Below are 14,996 nucleotides of genomic sequence, written 5' to 3' on the forward strand. Positions count from 1 at the left end.
CAGAATGGAGACCACCGCCGTCATCCTTCGGGGGCCCAGGGAAATCGGGCTTGGCCGTTTGGGTCTGACGGAGCCGGGTCCGCGCGACCTGGTGGTCGAGATTTCCCATTCCGGCATCTCCACCGGCACGGAAAAACTGTTTTACACCGGCAACATGCCCCCCTTTCCGGGGATGGGTTATCCGCTGGTTCCGGGCTATGAGGCCGCCGGCGAAATCGTCGAGGCCGGGTCGGAAACCGCCTACAAGGTGGGGCAGCGCGTCTTTGTTCCCGGTGCGAACTGCTATGAGGGGGCGTTCGGTCTGTTCGGCGGATCGACCCGGCGGCTGGTGACCGATGCCGACCGCGTCACGCCCATCGACCCCGGCCTGGGGGCCGAGGGCGCGCTGCTGGCCCTGGCCGCGACCGCGCGTCACGCGCTGGCGGGTGTGGACAAGAAGATGCCCGAACTGATCGTGGGCCACGGCGTGCTGGGCCGCCTGTTGGCGCGACTGACCATCGCCGCCGGTGCGCCCGCCCCGACCGTCTGGGAAATCAACCCCGACCGCGCCACCGGCGCCGAGGGGTACGAGGTGATCCACCCCGACAACGACCCGCGGCACGATTACCGCACCGTCTATGACGCCTCCGGCAACGGCGGCCTATTGAACGATCTCATCACCCGTATCGCCAAGGGCGGCGAGGTGGTGCTGGCGGGGTTCTATACCGACCCGCTGTCCTTTGCCTTCCCCCCGGCCTTCATGAAAGAGGCCCGGCTGCGCATTGCCGCGGAATGGGAGCGTGAGGATCTGATCGCGACGCGAACGCTGGTGGAATCCGGCGCGCTCTCGCTGGGGGGTCTGATTACCCACAGCGTTCCGGCGGAAGAGGCCGCAGAAGCCTATGAAACCGCCTTCAACGATCCTGCTTGTCTGAAAATGATCCTGAATTGGGGAACCGTAAATGACGCTTGATGCCCCGAACATCAAAGACATCGACCAGCGCCTGCGCGACGAGGCGAACGAGCCCCTGGACGAGGTGCCCGTGACCGAACCCACCAAGAAAACGCAGATCATCGCGATCTACGGCAAGGGCGGCATCGGCAAATCCTTTACCCTGGCCAACCTGTCCAACATGATGGCCGAACAGGGCAAGCGCGTGCTGCTGATCGGCTGCGACCCGAAATCGGACACCACCAGCCTGTTGTTCGGCGGCAAGGCCTGCCCGACGATCATCGAAACCTCGACCGCCAAGAAGCTGGCGGGCGAAGAGGTGCAGATCGGCGACGTCTGCTTCAAGCGCAACGGCGTCTTCGCGATGGAGCTGGGCGGCCCCGAGGTCGGGCGCGGCTGCGGCGGGCGCGGCATCATCCACGGTTTCGAACTTCTGGAAAAGCTGGGCTTCCACGACTGGGATTTCGACTATGTGCTGCTCGACTTCCTGGGTGACGTGGTTTGCGGCGGCTTCGGTCTGCCGATCGCGCGCGACATGGCGCAAAAGGTGATCCTGGTCGGATCGAACGACCTGCAATCGCTGTATGTGGCCAACAATGTCTGCTCTGCGGTGGAATACTTCCGCAAGCTGGGCGGCAATGTCGGCGTCGCGGGCCTGGTCATCAACAAGGACGACGGCACCGGCGAGGCGCAGAATTTTGCCAAGGCGGTGGATATCCCGATCCTGGCCGCGATCCCGCAGGACGAGGAATTGCGCCGCAAATCGGCCAATTACCAGATCGTCGGCACGAAAGAGGGCCCCTGGGGCGAGCTGTTCGCCGGGCTGGCCGATGCCGTGGCAGAGGCGCCGCCGATCCGGCCCAAGCCGCTGACCAACGACGGCCTGTTGGGCCTGTTCGCGCCCGAGGATGTGGGCGCCGATTTCGAGCTGACCCCGGCGACCGATGCCGACATGCGCGGCAAGAACGCCAAGCCGAAGAAATCCCTCGAAGTGGTGTACGACGATGTTTGACCTCGACGAACTCTCCCGCTGGGACGAGGCGTTGGAGCGTCTCGCGCATGCCGATTTCGACGAGGACCAGAACACTCGCGGTCAGGAGGCGGACGCCCCGCGCGAGGTGGAGGAAAAATGACCGAAGAGGTCAAGTATGACGATGCCCACACCGCAGAGGTGATCGCGGACGCCGCACCGGCGCCCGAGACCACCTCTTGCGGCGGCGCCGATCCGGCGTTGGGCGACGGCATGGGCTGCCATGCCGGTGCAGAAGAGATGGAGGCCGCCGCGCGCATGGCGGGCGCCTCTGACGTTCTGGACCAGTACCGCAAGGATTACCCGCAAGGCCCGCACGACAAACCGCAAAGCATGTGCCCGGCCTTTGGGTCGTTGCGCGTGGGCCTGCGGATGCGCCGCGTGGCCACCGTTTTGTCGGGGTCGGCCTGCTGCGTATACGGGCTGACTTTCGTGTCGCATTTCTATGGTGCGCGGCGGTCGGTGGGCTATGTGCCCTTCAGTTCCGAAACGCTGGTCACTGGCAAGCTGTTCGAGGATATCCGCGACGCGGTGCACGAACTGGCCGATCCGGACCGTTACGACGCCATCGTTGTGACGAACCTGTGCGTGCCCACCGCGTCGGGCGTGCCGCTGCGGCTGCTGCCCGAGGAAATCAACGGCGTGCGGATCGTGGGCATCGACGTGCCCGGTTTCGGCGTGCCCACCCATGCCGAGGCCAAGGACGTGCTGGCCGGTGCCATGCTGAACTATGCCCGCCGCGAGGCCGAGGCCGGACCCGTCGCCGCCCCCGAGGGCGGCGTTTCGGATCGCCCGACCGTGACCCTGCTGGGCGAGATGTTCCCGGCCGATCCCATCGTGATCGGGCAGATGCTGGACCCGCTGGGCCTGGCCTGCGGCCCGGTGGTCCCCGCGCGCGAGTGGCGCGAGCTTTACGCCGCGCTGGACTGTGGCGCGGTGGCGGCGATCCATCCGTTCTATACCTCGGCGATGCGTGAATTCGACGCGGCCGGGCGCCCGATCGTGGGCTCTGCCCCGGTGGGGCACGATGGCACGGCCGCCTGGCTGGCGAATATCGGCGATGCCTTCGGCCTGCCGGCGGACAAGGTCGCGCAGGCGCAGAACACCTTCCTGCCCGCCATCAAGGGCGCGCTGGCCGGTGCCCCGATCGAGGGGACGGTGACCCTGTCGGGCTATGAAGGGTCCGAATTGCTGGTCGCGCGCCTGCTGATCGAATCGGGTGCGAATGTGCCCTATGTCGGAACGGCCTGCGCCCGGACAAAACAGTCCGAGGCCGACCGCGACTGGCTGGAATCCAAGGGCGTCAAGGTGCAGTTCCGCGCCTCGCTGGAGGATGATAAGGCCGCGATGGAGGCAATCCGCCCCGACCTGGCCATCGGCACCACGCCGGTCGTTCAGGCAGCTAAGCAATTGGGCGTGCCCGGCCTCTACTTCACCAACCTGATTTCGGCCCGTCCGCTGATGGGACCGGCCGGTGCGGGCAGCCTGGCACAGGTCGTGAATGCGGCGATTGCGAACAAGGGCCGCATGGAATCGATGAAAGAATTCTTCGAAGGTGTGGGCGAAGGAGACACCGCCGGGGTTTGGGAGGGGGATCCGAATCTCCACCCGGAATTCCGGGCTCTCCAAGCGAAAAAACTTGAGAAGAAGCGTCGCGCCGAGAAGGCGCAGGAGATGATCTGATGCTGGTGCTGGATCACGACAGGGCAGGGGGCTACTGGGGCGCAGTCTATGCGTTCTGTGCCACCAAGGGCCTGCAGGTGGTGATTGACGGCCCGGTCGGCTGCGAAAACCTGCCGGTCACCTCCGTCCTTCACTATACCGACGCGCTGCCGCCGCACGAATTGCCCATCGTCGTCACCGGCCTGGGCGAGGAAGAGCTGGGCCGCGAGGGGACCGAGGGTGCGATGAACCGCGCCTGGCAGACCCTCGATCCGGCCCTGCCCGCGGTGGTGGTCACCGGCTCTATCGCCGAGATGATCGGCGGCGGCGTCACGCCGCAGGGCACCAACATCCAGCGCTTTCTACCGCGCACCATCGACGAGGATCAGTGGGAAGCCGCCGACCGCGCGATGACGTGGCTGTTCTCGGAATTCGGCATGACCAAGGGCCGGATGCCCCCCGAGAAAAAGCGTGAAGAGGGCGCCAAGCCGCGGGTGAACATCCTGGGCCCGATGTACGGCGTGTTCAACATGCCGTCCGACCTGGCCGAGATTCGCCGCCTGGTCGAGGGAATCGGCGCCGAGGTCAACATGGTGATGCCCTTGGGCGCCCACCTGGCCGAGATGCGCAACCTGGTGAACGCCGACGTCAACGTCGTGATGTATCGCGAGTTTGGCCGCGGCCTGGCCGAGGTTTTGGGCAAGCCCTACCTGCAGGCGCCGATCGGCATCGATTCGACGACCAAGTTCCTGCGCAAACTGGGCGAGCTGCTGGATCTGGACCCCGAACCCTTCATCGCGCGTGAAAAGCACTCGACGATCAAGCCGGTCTGGGATCTGTGGCGGTCGGTGACGCAAGATTTCTTTGCCACGGCGTCGTTTGCGGTCGTTGCGAACGAGACATATGCGCGCGGTCTGCGGCATTTCCTGGAAACGGATATGGGGCTGCCCTGCGCCTTTGCGGTGGCCCGCAAGGCCGGCGCTAAGACCGACAATGCCGAGGTACGCCGGATGATGGGACAGAAGCGGCCGCTGGTCGTTTTTGGCTCCATCAACGAAAAGATGTACCTCGCCGAACTGTCCGCCGGGCACGGCCCGAAACCGGCCTTCATCCCGGCCGGGTTCCCGGGTGCCGCGATTCGCCGGGCCACCGGAACGCCCTTTATGGGCTATGCTGGCGCGACTTACGTCGTTCAGGAAGTGTGCAACGCGCTGTTCGACGCGCTCTTCCATATCCTTCCGCTGGGGTCCGAAATGGATTCGGCCTCGGCAACGCCCACCCGGCTGCGCCGCGATTTCCCGTGGGATGAAGACGCCCAGGCGCTCCTCGACCGCATCGTGGCCGAGCATCCGGTGCTGACTCGCATTTCCGCCGCCAAGTCCCTGCGCGATGCTGCCGAAAAAGCCGCACTCGAACAGGGCGCAGAACGGGTGGTGGTCGAAACTGTCGCGGCGCTTTCGCCGGAAAGTTTCGTTAGTCTTTCGAAAGGAGAGAGCAAATGACCGACCAAACGTCCGATCTGAATATCGCGCGTGCGCATCGTCCGCCGAAGGCGGAGTTCACGGTCTATTTCGCGATCATCTTCCTTGCCGCCCTGCCGGTGGCCACGATCACGTGGCTGCTGACGCTGGTCCGGCAGGGGAACCTGAATACCAAGGGGCCGATTTCGCGCGCATGGAGCCAAGCGCGAATCATCACCCCGATGATCTTCGCTGCCTGAGCAATCAGGCAGGTCACCATATTCGCCCATCCCCCCGGTTGGGCGAATCCTGGCAAGGCATGGTGCTTTGCTGGAACCCGGCCGCCGGGGTGCGCGGCATCAGTCTGACGATCCGGAGGAAAGTTAATGGCTGAATCTGATCTGTCGTTCTCGGGTCTTACCGATGAGCAGGCGCAGGAAGTGCATGCTGTCTACATGAGCGGGCTTTGGCTGTTCTCGGCCGTCGCCGTCCTGGCTCACCTGGCAGTTTACATCTGGCGTCCGTGGCTCTGAGGAGGGTCTGAACAATGGCAAAATTCTACAAGATCTGGATGATCTTCGATCCGCGCCGCGTGCTGGTTGCGCAAGGCGTGTTCCTCTTCCTGCTGGCGGTGATGATTCACCTGTTCGTGCTCAGCAACCCCTACTTCAACTGGCTGACCGTGGCCGCCGAGGCCGCTGGCGCCTAAGGCGCTCGGCCTTCTGGGGTATAGCACCTGGAAGTGACACCATCGCTGCGGGCGGAAGCCCCGATCTTTCGCCCGCAGCTATCGCGAAGAACAAGGACGGCTGAGGCCCACACGGACACGGCCGCCATTTGCGGAGACAGACGATGGCACTGCTCAGTTTTGAGAGAAAGTATCGCGTCCGTGGAGGGACGCTCATCGGTGGCGATCTGTTCGACTTTTGGGTGGGGCCTTTCTATGTAGGCTTCTTCGGAGTTACGACGATCTTCTTCGCCACCCTCGGGACCATTCTGATCCTTTACGGGGCCTCCATGCAGGGGACGTTCAACCCCTGGGTGATTCACATCGCCCCCCCCGATCTCAGCTACGGTCTCGGCATTGCGCCGCTCGAAGAGGGCGGGCTTTGGCAATTCATCACCGTCTGCGCCATCGGCGCATTCGTCAGTTGGGCCCTTCGGGAGGTCGAGATCAGCCGCAAGCTGGGCATTGGCTACCACGTGCCGATCGCCTTCAGCGTCGCGATCTTTGCCTACCTGTGCCTTGAAGTGTTCCGCCCGCTGCTGATGGGCGCTTGGGGTCACGCCTTCCCGTACGGCATCTTTAGCCACCTTGATTGGGTGTCGAACACGGGCTACGCGTACCTGCACTTCCACTACAACCCGTTCCACATGCTGGGTGTGACGCTGTTCTTCACCACCTGTCTGGCGCTTGCGCTGCACGGTGGCCTGATCCTGTCGGCCTGTAATCCCGAAGAGGGCGAAGAGGCCAAGACGCCGGATCACGAAGACGCCTACTTCCGCGACCTGATCGGCTACTCGATCGGTACGCTCGGCATTCACCGTATCGGTTGGCTGCTTGCCATGAACGCGGTGTTCTTCTCGGCCGTTTGTATCATCATCTCCGGTCCGCTCTGGACTGAAGGTTGGCCCGAGTGGTGGACCTGGTGGAGCAACATGCCGATCTGGCCGGATATCGCCCCGGCTGGCGCCGGCCAAGGGGGAATGTAATCATGGCTGAGTATCAGAACATCTTCACTCAGGTTCAGGTCCAGGGCCCCGGCGATTGGGGGATGGACAACGAGAACAACATGATGGAGGAGCGCGTCGGCGGTGTCGGCCACTTCTCGATCCTCGGCTGGTTCGGCAACGCGCAGCTCGGCCCGATCTACCTGGGCTACAGCGGTGTGATCTCCATCTTCGCCGGTCTGACCGCCTTCGTCATCATCGGGCTCAACATGCTGAGCCAGGTGGACTGGTCGATCGTCCAGTTCCTGCGCCAGGGCTTCTGGCTGGCGCTGGAACCGCCGAGCCCGGAATACGGCCTGCAGATCCCGCCGCTGCATGACGGTGGCTGGTACATGATCGCCAGCTTCTTCCTGCTGGTGTCGGTGTGGGCCTGGTGGGTGCGGACCTACCAACTGGCCGTGGAACACAAGATGGGCAAGCACATTGCCTGGGCGTTCCTGGCCGCGATCTGGCTGTTCATGGTGCTGGGCTTCTTCCGCCCGATCCTGATGGGCAGCTGGTCGGAAATGGTGCCCTACGGCATCTTCCCGCACCTCGACTGGACCACGGCCTTCTCGATCCGCTACGGCAACCTCTACTACAACCCCTTCCACGCGCTCTCGATCGCCTTCCTGTATGGCTCGGCCCTGCTGTTCGCCATGCATGGCGGTACGATCCTGGCCGTGACCCGCTTCGGCGGCGACCGTGAACTGGAGCAGATCTACGACCGCGGCACCGCGGCCGAACGCTCGGCCCTGTTCTGGCGCTGGACCATGGGTTTCAACGCGACGATCGAAGGGATTCACCGCTGGGCCTGGTGGTTCGCTGTCCTCACCCCGATCACGGGCGGGATCGGCATCCTCCTGACCGGCACGGTTGTCGACAACTGGTTCATCTGGGCACAGGAACACCACTTCGCGCCCTCCTATGACCAACCCTACGGCTTTGAAGCCTACACCGTGCAAGGAGGCTGAGAACCATGCTGAAACTTCCCAAATGGTTCTTCCAATGGAGTGAGGAGAACCCCACTGACATCATCGGGCCGGCGGTTCTGACCGGCACGGTGGTGACCGGGGCGGCGGTTGCGGCGATGATCGTGGCCTTCGACAATCCCTACCGGACCGAAGACATCCAGACCGGCCCGCGTGGTATCGGCATGGCCGTCTCCAAGTTCGTGGAAGAAAACCCGCAGTACGACGAGTACGAAGAGACCTATGTCGCCTTCGATCGCGTCGAGGTTCCGGAGGGTACGCCCACCGCAGCCGAGGCTTACGGGGAGGTCATCGCCTTCGGCGACATGGACCAGGCGAACTTCGATCAGCTCACCAAGGCGATGAGCGCCTGGACCGGGACCGACATCACGCTGGTTGTCAGCGAGGATGCCGACCCGACCCAGCTGGCCATCACCGAGAACTGCATCGAGACGACCCAGTATCTCAACGACTCGTGGGATACGCACAACCTGGCCTCCGAAGGTGTCGGCGTGAACTGCTACACCTGCCACCGCGGCCAGCCGACGCCTCCGGGCTCGTGGCTGAAAGCGGGTGCGGTGAACTCTGCCGCCGAGGGCTGGGCCGCGATCCAGAACCGTCTGCTGACCTACGAAGGCGCGCATACGGCGACCGACTTCATCCACAAATATACGCAGAGCGAATACACCTCTCTGCCCGTGGATGCGGTCGAGAAGTTCCTGCTGGATGGCGAGTCGATCAAGGTCCACGACCTGGAGAGCCGCGTCGACCAGCAGCCGGGTGATCCCACCTGGCAGGACGCCGAGCGGACCTTCAGCCTGATGAACCACCAGTCGAACGCGCTGGATGTGGGCTGTGTCTACTGCCACAACACCCGCGCCTTCTACGACGCCACCCAGGTGACGCCGCAGTGGTCCATCACGACGCTGGCCCAGCAGATGGCGATCGACGTCAACCAGACCTTCTTCGAGCCCCGCTCGGAGATCCTGGGCGAAGAGTCGGCCAAGATGAACTGCATGACCTGCCACATGGAGGTCATCAGCCCGCTGAACGGCCGCAACATGGTTGCCGAGTGGCCCGAACTGGCCACCATGGCCGAGTGATTTGAACATGGGCCGGGCGGTGCGAACAGGCCGCCCGGTCGCACGAATCGGGTTCCTTCGGGGGCCCGGTGTTCGGGGCCTCCACACCCCGGTTCCCTTCCTGTCAGACACAGGACACTGGCGCCGTGTGGAGACGTTTCCACACGGCGCTTTTTTGTGAAACGCGCGCGGGAGACAACAAGATGGACAAGCCGCTGACCCCGACACTGGATCGGGTCGCCGGTCCGGCCGACCTGAAGGGTTTGAGCCAGGGCGAGTTGACGCAACTGGCCAAGGATGTTCGGCACGAGGTGATTTCCAGCGTTTCGCAGACCGGCGGGCACCTGGGGTCGTCCCTGGGCGTGGTCGAACTGACCGTCGCGTTGCATGCTGTCTTTAACACCCCATTTGACAAGCTGGTGTGGGATGTCAGCCACCAATGCTATCCGCACAAGATCCTGACCGGGCGCCGCGACCGGATGCACACCCTGCGTCAGGGGGGCGGGTTGGCCGGATTCTGCAAGCGAACCGAAAGCGAACATGACGCGTTCGGCGCCGGGCACAGCTCTACCTCGATCTCGGCGGCACTTGGGTTCGCGATGGGCCGCGACATGGGCCAGCCGACGGGCGACGCCATCGCGGTGATCGGCGACGGGTCGATCAGTGCGGGCATGGCCTATGAGGCGCTGAACCACGCGGGCCACTTGGGCAAGCGGATGTTCGTGATCCTGAACGACAACGAAATGTCCATCGCCCCGCCTGTGGGCGCGATGTCGAAATACCTGTCCGGCCTGTACGCCGGCACCCCCCTTGGCAAGCTGAAGGACATGGCCGAGGATTTTGAATCCGCGCTGCCCGGCCCCATCCGCGAGGGCGCGCGCCGCGCCCGGCAACTGGTCACCGGCTTCCCCGGCGGCGGCACGCTGTTCGAGGAGTTGGGCTTCGACTATATCGGTCCGATCGACGGCCACGACATGGGGCAGTTGCTGACCGTGCTGCGCGCGGCACGCGCGCGGGCCTCTGGCCCGGTGCTGATCCATGTCTGCACGGTCAAGGGCAAGGGCTACAAACCCGCCGAAACCGCCGCGGACAAGTATCACGGCGTGTCGAAATTCGATGTCAGTTCCGGGGCCCAAAAAAAGAGCAAGGGCAACGCGCCCTCTTACACCTCGGTCTTTGGCAAGACGCTGGTCGAAGAGGCGGCGCGCGATTCACGCATCGTTGCGATCACCGCGGCCATGCCCTCGGGCACCGGGCTGGACATGATGCAGGACCGTTTCCCGCGCCGTGTGTTCGACGTGGGCATCGCCGAACAGCACGCGGTGACCTTTGCCGGTGGCATGGCGGCGGCCGGGCTGCGGCCGTTCTGCGCGATTTATTCCACCTTCCTGCAGCGCGGGTACGACCAGATCGTGCATGATGTTGCGTTGCAGGGGCTGCCCGTGCGCTTTGCCATCGACCGGGCCGGGCTGGTGGGTGCGGACGGGTCCACCCATGCGGGCGCCTTTGACGTGGCGTTTCTGTCGAACCTGCCGGGCATGGTGGTGATGGCCGCCGGCGACGAGGCGGAACTGAAGGACATGGTCGCCACCGCCGCCGCCTTTGACGAGGGGCCCATCGCCTTTCGCTATCCGCGGGGCGAGGGCGTGGGCGCCGAACTGCCCGAACGCGGGCGCCTGCTGGAAATCGGCAAGGGCCGCGTGATCCGTGAGGGCAGCCAACTGGCGCTGCTGACCCTGGGGCCCGCTCTGGGCGATGCGCTGAAGGCCGCCGAAGAGCTGGAGGCACGGGGCATTTCTGTCACCGTTGCCGACGCACGCTTTGCCAAGCCGATGGATACCGACCTGATCGGGCAGTTGGTGGACAACCATGCCGCCGTGGTCACGGTGGAACATGGCGCCGAGGGCGGGTTCGGCGCGCTGGTGCTGCACTGGCTGGCCCGGACCGGGCGGCTGGATCGGGGTTGCGCGATCCGCACGATGACCCTGCCCGACACGTTCATAGAACAGGCCAGCCCCGCCGAGATGTACGCAGAGGCCAAGCTGACCGCCCGCGATATCGCAGACACGGCCCTGACGGCCCTGGGCGTGGCGCCGGGGCATTTCGCCAAACCGGCCTGAGGGCAAAGGACAAAAGGAAAGGGCCCGGTGCCGCCGCACCGGGCCCTTTTTCATGTGTGCGCCGATCCGCTCAGGCCGGGGACAGGTCGCCAAAGATGCTGGCGGCGTGCTGGTCCAGATAGATCTGCAACCACGGAGTGTAGGAATCGGGCTTGGCCTGCACCTCTCGCGCCAGATCGGGCAGGGACACCCACCGCACGTCCATCACCTCGTCCGGGTTCAGGTCCCATTTCAGGTCGGCCGTGGCGGGGGCGACGAAGATGTCCACCACCTCGTGCTCGATCAGGCCATTGCCCACATCGGCGCGGTATTCCACGGTTTCGCGATACTCCAGCGGCAGGCCGGTAATCCCCAGCTCCTCTTTCAGGCGCCGGGCGGCACAATCCTTGGACGATTCGTCAAATGCGGGATGGGTGCAGCAGGTATTCGCCCAGAACCCGGGCGTGTGATACTTGCCAAGCGCGCGGCGCTGGATCAGCACCTTGTCGCCATCCATCACAAAGACAGAAATCGCCTTGTGCCGCAGGCCCTTTTGATGGGCCTCCAGCTTCTCAACGGGGGTCAGTTCGCCGTTCACCCAGGCCGGGATCATGTCACCCATGGATCAGGTGAACTCCGGGCGGACAAGGCCGGTCAGGTGGGCGACGTTCTTGATGCCGATCTTGATATGGGCCAGCGGGCGCTTCTTCGTGAGCTTCTTGTTCATGTAGCTCTCGAAGGTCAGCGTCTGCACGTCCACGTCATGGCAGAGCGACACGAACCGCTCGCGCCGTTCGTCGGAGTGGTAATAGGCGTCCTGCATGCTTTGCAGCGCGTTGAAGGTCATCTTGTGATCCTTCATGAACTGCTGACGCGCCAGTTTCAGGTCCGACGCCCGGCCAGAGGCCAGCGCGGCCGACACCGCCATCGCGCCCACGCGCCCGCCATACATGGCGTAATAGATCCCCTCACCCGAGGACGGCGCGACGGTGCCCGCGGCATCGCCCACCACGACCACGTCGCGGTCGTTGTCCCATTTCTTCATCGGCTTCAGCGGGATCGGCGCGCCCTCTTTGCGGATGGTTTCGGCCTGGTCCAGCCCGGCCATGGTCCGCAGGTCGGCGGTCGCCTGTTTCAGGTCGAACCCGTCCACGCCGGTGCCCATGCCCACGGAACAGGTCTTGCCGTGCGGGAAGACCCAGCCGTAGAAATCGGGGCTGATGCGCCCGTCATAGATCACGTCGCAGCGGTTGGGCTGATAGTTGCCCACGGCCATCGGCGCGTCGATGATCTCGTGATAGGCGATGACATAGGGGATCTTGTCGCCGCCGGGCACCTCGGCGCGGGCCACGTCGGACCGGGCGCCGTCAGCCCCGATGATGAACCTGGTTTGCAGCCGCACCTCTTCCTTGGACTGCTTGTCGCGGTAAACGAGGAAGGTCTTTTCGTCCTCCCGCTCCACCCGGACGAAGGTGCCGGTGTGCCGCTCTGCCCCGGCCTTTTCGGCGCGGTCGCGCAGGAAGGGGTCGAAATCCTTGCGGTCGACCATGCCGACAAAGCCGTTTTCGATCGGAATGTCCACGTAGCGGCCAGAGGGCGAGATCATGCGCGCGGTGTCGATCTTGGCGACCAGTTGGTCATCACCGATGTCGAAATCGCGCATCAGGCGGGGCGGGATGGCGCCGCCACAGGGTTTGATCCGGCCCTCGCGGTCCAGCAGCGCGACTTTCTTACCCGAGCGGGCCAGGTCCTCGGCCGCCGTGGCCCCGGCGGGGCCGCCTCCGACAACAACGACATCATAGATCATTTGCATCACTCCCCTGGCACAAGGCCCGCGTTTTCCGTTGAGGGTTTGTTAGAGTCGATGATCCTCAGCGCCATCACGGCAGACAGCACGAAAAGGACCGCTTCAGTCGTGAACACCAACCCGAATGCGGGGGCGTCTTCCATGATCTGGCGCAAACTGTCGACGGCAGCCGCGCCCAGCAGGCCGCCGAACCCGGCGGCAATCGCCTGCGCCGCGCCCCACAGGCCCATGCGCGTGCCCTCGCGCGCGTCGCGCCCTTCGCCGGCCAGGGCCATCATGGTGCCGATGGCGGCCACGGCGAACATCCCGTTGAAAAAGCCCATCAGGACAACGGCAGGCATCAGCGGCAGCCCGGCCTCCAGATTGCCCAGCGTGGCCACCAGCCCCAGGGCCGCGGCAGAACCCAGGCACCCGGCGATCACCCAGTTCCGCAACGAGCCGAAGCGCAGGATCGAGGTGCTGATACCCACCAGCACCATGCCCAGGAACACGCCGCCGTTCTGCGCCCCCGACAGGGATGTGGACTGCCCCGGCGTGTAGCCGAAGACGAGGCCGGAATAGGGCTCAAGGATCAGTTCCTGCATGAAATAGGCGGACATGGACAGAAACACGAACAGGGTAAAGATGCGCGCGCGGCGTTCGGCCCAGACCTCGCGCAGCCCCTCCATAAAGGGCATCTCGTCGGGTTCGCGTTCGGCGATCACGCGGCGCTCGATCCCCCAGACGGTCAGCGTGGTCAGGATGACGGCGCCGCCGGTGACGATGGCCACGATCTTCATCAACAGGGCCGGGCTATAGGGATCCAGGAAGGCGCCCACCGTGCCCGCGGTAATGGCGATGCCCGCGATCATCATCAGCCAGGTGATCGTGGCCGCTGCCCCGCGCCGTTCCGGTGCCGTGGCCGTGGCCAGCAGCGCCAGCAGCGATGTGCCGGATGCCGCAACCCCCAGCCCGATGAACCCGTAGGCCAGGATCGACAGCGAAAGCCCCGCCCAGAAGCTGGTGGAAAACAGCAGCACGCCCGAGGCCGCGCCAAAGCCGCCCAGGGCCAGAATCACCATGCCGCCGATGATGAACCGGGTGCGCTGGCCCTTGGTGTCCGACATGAACCCCCAGGACGGGCGGGTGATCTGGATGCCGTAGTGAAACGCCACCAACAGGCCGGGCAGCACGGCGGGCAGGGCATATTCCACCACCATCAGCCGGTTCAGCGTCGAGGTCGTCAGCACCACGATGGCGCCCAGGCACATCTGCACCAGGCCAAGGCGGACGATCTGAACCCAGCTTAGCGTCATGTCACGCGGCCCCCAGCGAACGGATCGCAAAGGCCGAGATCATCATGCCCGACACGTAAAGGACGACGCCGACGCCGTTGTACCAGGGCGCCTTGCCCTTGGGATCCTTCATCATCACCGACATGGCCCAGAACTGCACCAGCAGGACAGCAGTCACGCCCGCCGCGTGGAAGGGGCGATCCCACAGCCACAGCAGCGCGATCACCACCACCTGCGGCACCGCCATGACGATAGAGGCGACCCAGGCGGCCTTTTCGGGGCCCATGGTCACGGGCAGGGAATTGACGCCGGTGGCCTTGTCGCCCTCCAGCGCCTTGAAGTCGTTCAGCGTCATGATCCCGTGCGCGCCGATGCCATACAGCAGCGCGATAACGACGACATAGATCGAGGGTGCGCCCGCCGACAAAACGGCCGCGCCGGTGAACCAGGGCAGGGATTCATACGACAGGCCCACCAGCCCCGGCCCCCACCAGCCGGATTTCTTCAGCCGGACGGGTTCGGCGGAATAGGCCCAGGCGGCAGCCACGCCCAGGATCGTGGCGACAAAGCCCCAGGGGCCAAGCTGCCAGCCGATCACCAGCGCCAGAACGGACATGAACAGCGCCTGATACAGGCCCCAGCGTCCGGGGATGCGCCCCGAGGGGATCGGGCGATCGGGTTCGTTGATCGCGTCCACGTGGCGGTCGCACCAGTCGTTCGCGGCCTGGCTCATCCCGCAGACGACGGGGCCGGCCAGCACGATGCCAAGGATCACCAGCCCCGGCTTTTCCAGCGGCGACACGCCGGACGAAACCGTGCCGCACAGATAGGCCCACATGGGCGGGAACCATGTCACGGGATGCAGCACCGACAGCATTGCGGCCGGTTCGGGAAAGCGTCGGGTCTGGGCTTGGGGGATGTCAGTCATGTCTTTCGCACGATCTCCGGGCCCCGGTCGGGGCCGTTCTTA

The 14,996-nt window shown here is 64.8% G+C and carries 16 protein-coding genes; 12 read left to right on the top strand and 4 right to left on the bottom strand.

Annotation, left to right across the window (positions count from 1 at the left end; translation table 11 throughout):
• Positions 1-4: 4 nt before the first annotated feature.
• From bchC to dxs, 12 genes are all read left to right on the top strand, one after another.
• A complete protein-coding gene (gene bchC, locus EV656_RS03000; protein WP_132599291.1) occupies positions 5-952 on the top strand; it encodes a chlorophyll synthesis pathway protein BchC in 948 nt (315 codons plus the stop codon).
• Positions 942-1,943 carry a chlorophyllide a reductase iron protein subunit X gene (locus EV656_RS03005; protein WP_132599293.1) on the top strand — a complete coding sequence of 334 codons (1,002 nt, stop codon included), beginning with the start codon at positions 942-944 and terminating at the stop codon, positions 1,941-1,943. Before bchC ends, EV656_RS03005 begins: the two co-directional genes overlap by 11 nt.
• Positions 1,936-2,064: a hypothetical protein gene (locus tag EV656_RS16870; protein WP_274610543.1), complete on the top strand. Its 129-nt coding sequence runs from the start codon at positions 1,936-1,938 to the stop codon at positions 2,062-2,064. Before EV656_RS03005 ends, EV656_RS16870 begins: the two co-directional genes overlap by 8 nt.
• Positions 2,061-3,644, top strand: coding sequence for a chlorophyllide a reductase subunit Y (gene bchY / locus EV656_RS03010; protein WP_132599295.1), 1,584 nt, complete (start codon positions 2,061-2,063; stop codon positions 3,642-3,644). The genes EV656_RS16870 and bchY overlap by 4 nt, the downstream gene beginning before the upstream one ends.
• Positions 3,644-5,125 (top strand): chlorophyllide a reductase subunit Z, encoded by a 1,482-nt coding sequence (gene bchZ, locus EV656_RS03015; RefSeq protein WP_132599297.1) that lies wholly within the window; start codon positions 3,644-3,646, stop codon positions 5,123-5,125. Before bchY ends, bchZ begins: the two co-directional genes overlap by 1 nt.
• Entirely contained in the window at positions 5,122-5,343 is a 222-nt protein-coding gene (gene pufQ, locus EV656_RS03020; protein ID WP_132599299.1) for a cytochrome PufQ, read from the top strand. Before bchZ ends, pufQ begins: the two co-directional genes overlap by 4 nt.
• Before the next feature lie 126 nt (positions 5,344-5,469).
• Positions 5,470-5,616 (top strand): light-harvesting antenna LH1, beta subunit, encoded by a 147-nt coding sequence (pufB, locus tag EV656_RS03025; protein WP_081532750.1) that lies wholly within the window; start codon positions 5,470-5,472, stop codon positions 5,614-5,616.
• Positions 5,617-5,630: 14 nt separating this feature from the next.
• Positions 5,631-5,792, top strand: coding sequence for a light-harvesting antenna LH1, alpha subunit (pufA, locus tag EV656_RS03030; RefSeq protein ID WP_132599301.1), 162 nt, complete (start codon positions 5,631-5,633; stop codon positions 5,790-5,792).
• 143 nt (positions 5,793-5,935) lie between these two features.
• Positions 5,936-6,796 carry a photosynthetic reaction center subunit L gene (pufL, locus tag EV656_RS03035; RefSeq protein WP_132599303.1) on the top strand — a complete coding sequence of 287 codons (861 nt, stop codon included), beginning with the start codon at positions 5,936-5,938 and terminating at the stop codon, positions 6,794-6,796.
• 2 nt (positions 6,797-6,798) lie between these two features.
• Complete coding sequence (gene pufM / locus EV656_RS03040; RefSeq protein WP_132599305.1) at positions 6,799-7,767, top strand: photosynthetic reaction center subunit M; 969 nt, start codon at positions 6,799-6,801, stop codon at positions 7,765-7,767.
• Positions 7,768-7,772: 5 nt separating this feature from the next.
• On the top strand, positions 7,773-8,867 hold the full coding sequence (pufC, locus tag EV656_RS03045) for a photosynthetic reaction center cytochrome PufC (protein WP_132599308.1): 1,095 nt from the start codon (positions 7,773-7,775) through the stop codon (positions 8,865-8,867).
• Positions 8,868-9,049: 182 nt separating this feature from the next.
• Positions 9,050-10,966 (top strand): 1-deoxy-D-xylulose-5-phosphate synthase, encoded by a 1,917-nt coding sequence (gene dxs, locus EV656_RS03050; RefSeq protein ID WP_132599310.1) that lies wholly within the window; start codon positions 9,050-9,052, stop codon positions 10,964-10,966.
• Positions 10,967-11,036: 70 nt separating this feature from the next.
• Here the strand turns inward: dxs and idi are convergent, their stop codons facing one another.
• The 4 genes from idi to chlG are packed head-to-tail and all read right to left on the bottom strand — an operon-like array spanning position 11,037 to position 14,954.
• The gene (gene idi, locus EV656_RS03055) at positions 11,037-11,567 is read right to left on the bottom strand and encodes an isopentenyl-diphosphate Delta-isomerase (RefSeq protein ID WP_132599312.1); all 531 of its coding nucleotides are present in this window, start codon (positions 11,565-11,567) and stop codon (positions 11,037-11,039) included.
• A gap of 3 nt (positions 11,568-11,570) precedes the next feature.
• Positions 11,571-12,752: a geranylgeranyl diphosphate reductase gene (locus tag EV656_RS03060; RefSeq protein WP_132599496.1), complete on the bottom strand. Its 1,182-nt coding sequence runs from the start codon at positions 12,750-12,752 to the stop codon at positions 11,571-11,573.
• 5 nt (positions 12,753-12,757) lie between these two features.
• Positions 12,758-14,047 carry a BCD family MFS transporter gene (locus tag EV656_RS03065; RefSeq protein WP_132599314.1) on the bottom strand — a complete coding sequence of 430 codons (1,290 nt, stop codon included), beginning with the start codon at positions 14,045-14,047 and terminating at the stop codon, positions 12,758-12,760.
• A 1-nt stretch (position 14,048) separates the two neighbouring features.
• Complete coding sequence (gene chlG / locus EV656_RS03070) at positions 14,049-14,954, bottom strand: chlorophyll synthase ChlG (protein ID WP_132599315.1); 906 nt, start codon at positions 14,952-14,954, stop codon at positions 14,049-14,051.
• Positions 14,955-14,996: the final 42 nt, after the last annotated feature.

This window comes from Rhodovulum adriaticum (assembly GCF_004345735.1).
GTDB lineage: Bacteria > Pseudomonadota > Alphaproteobacteria > Rhodobacterales > Rhodobacteraceae > Rhodovulum > Rhodovulum adriaticum.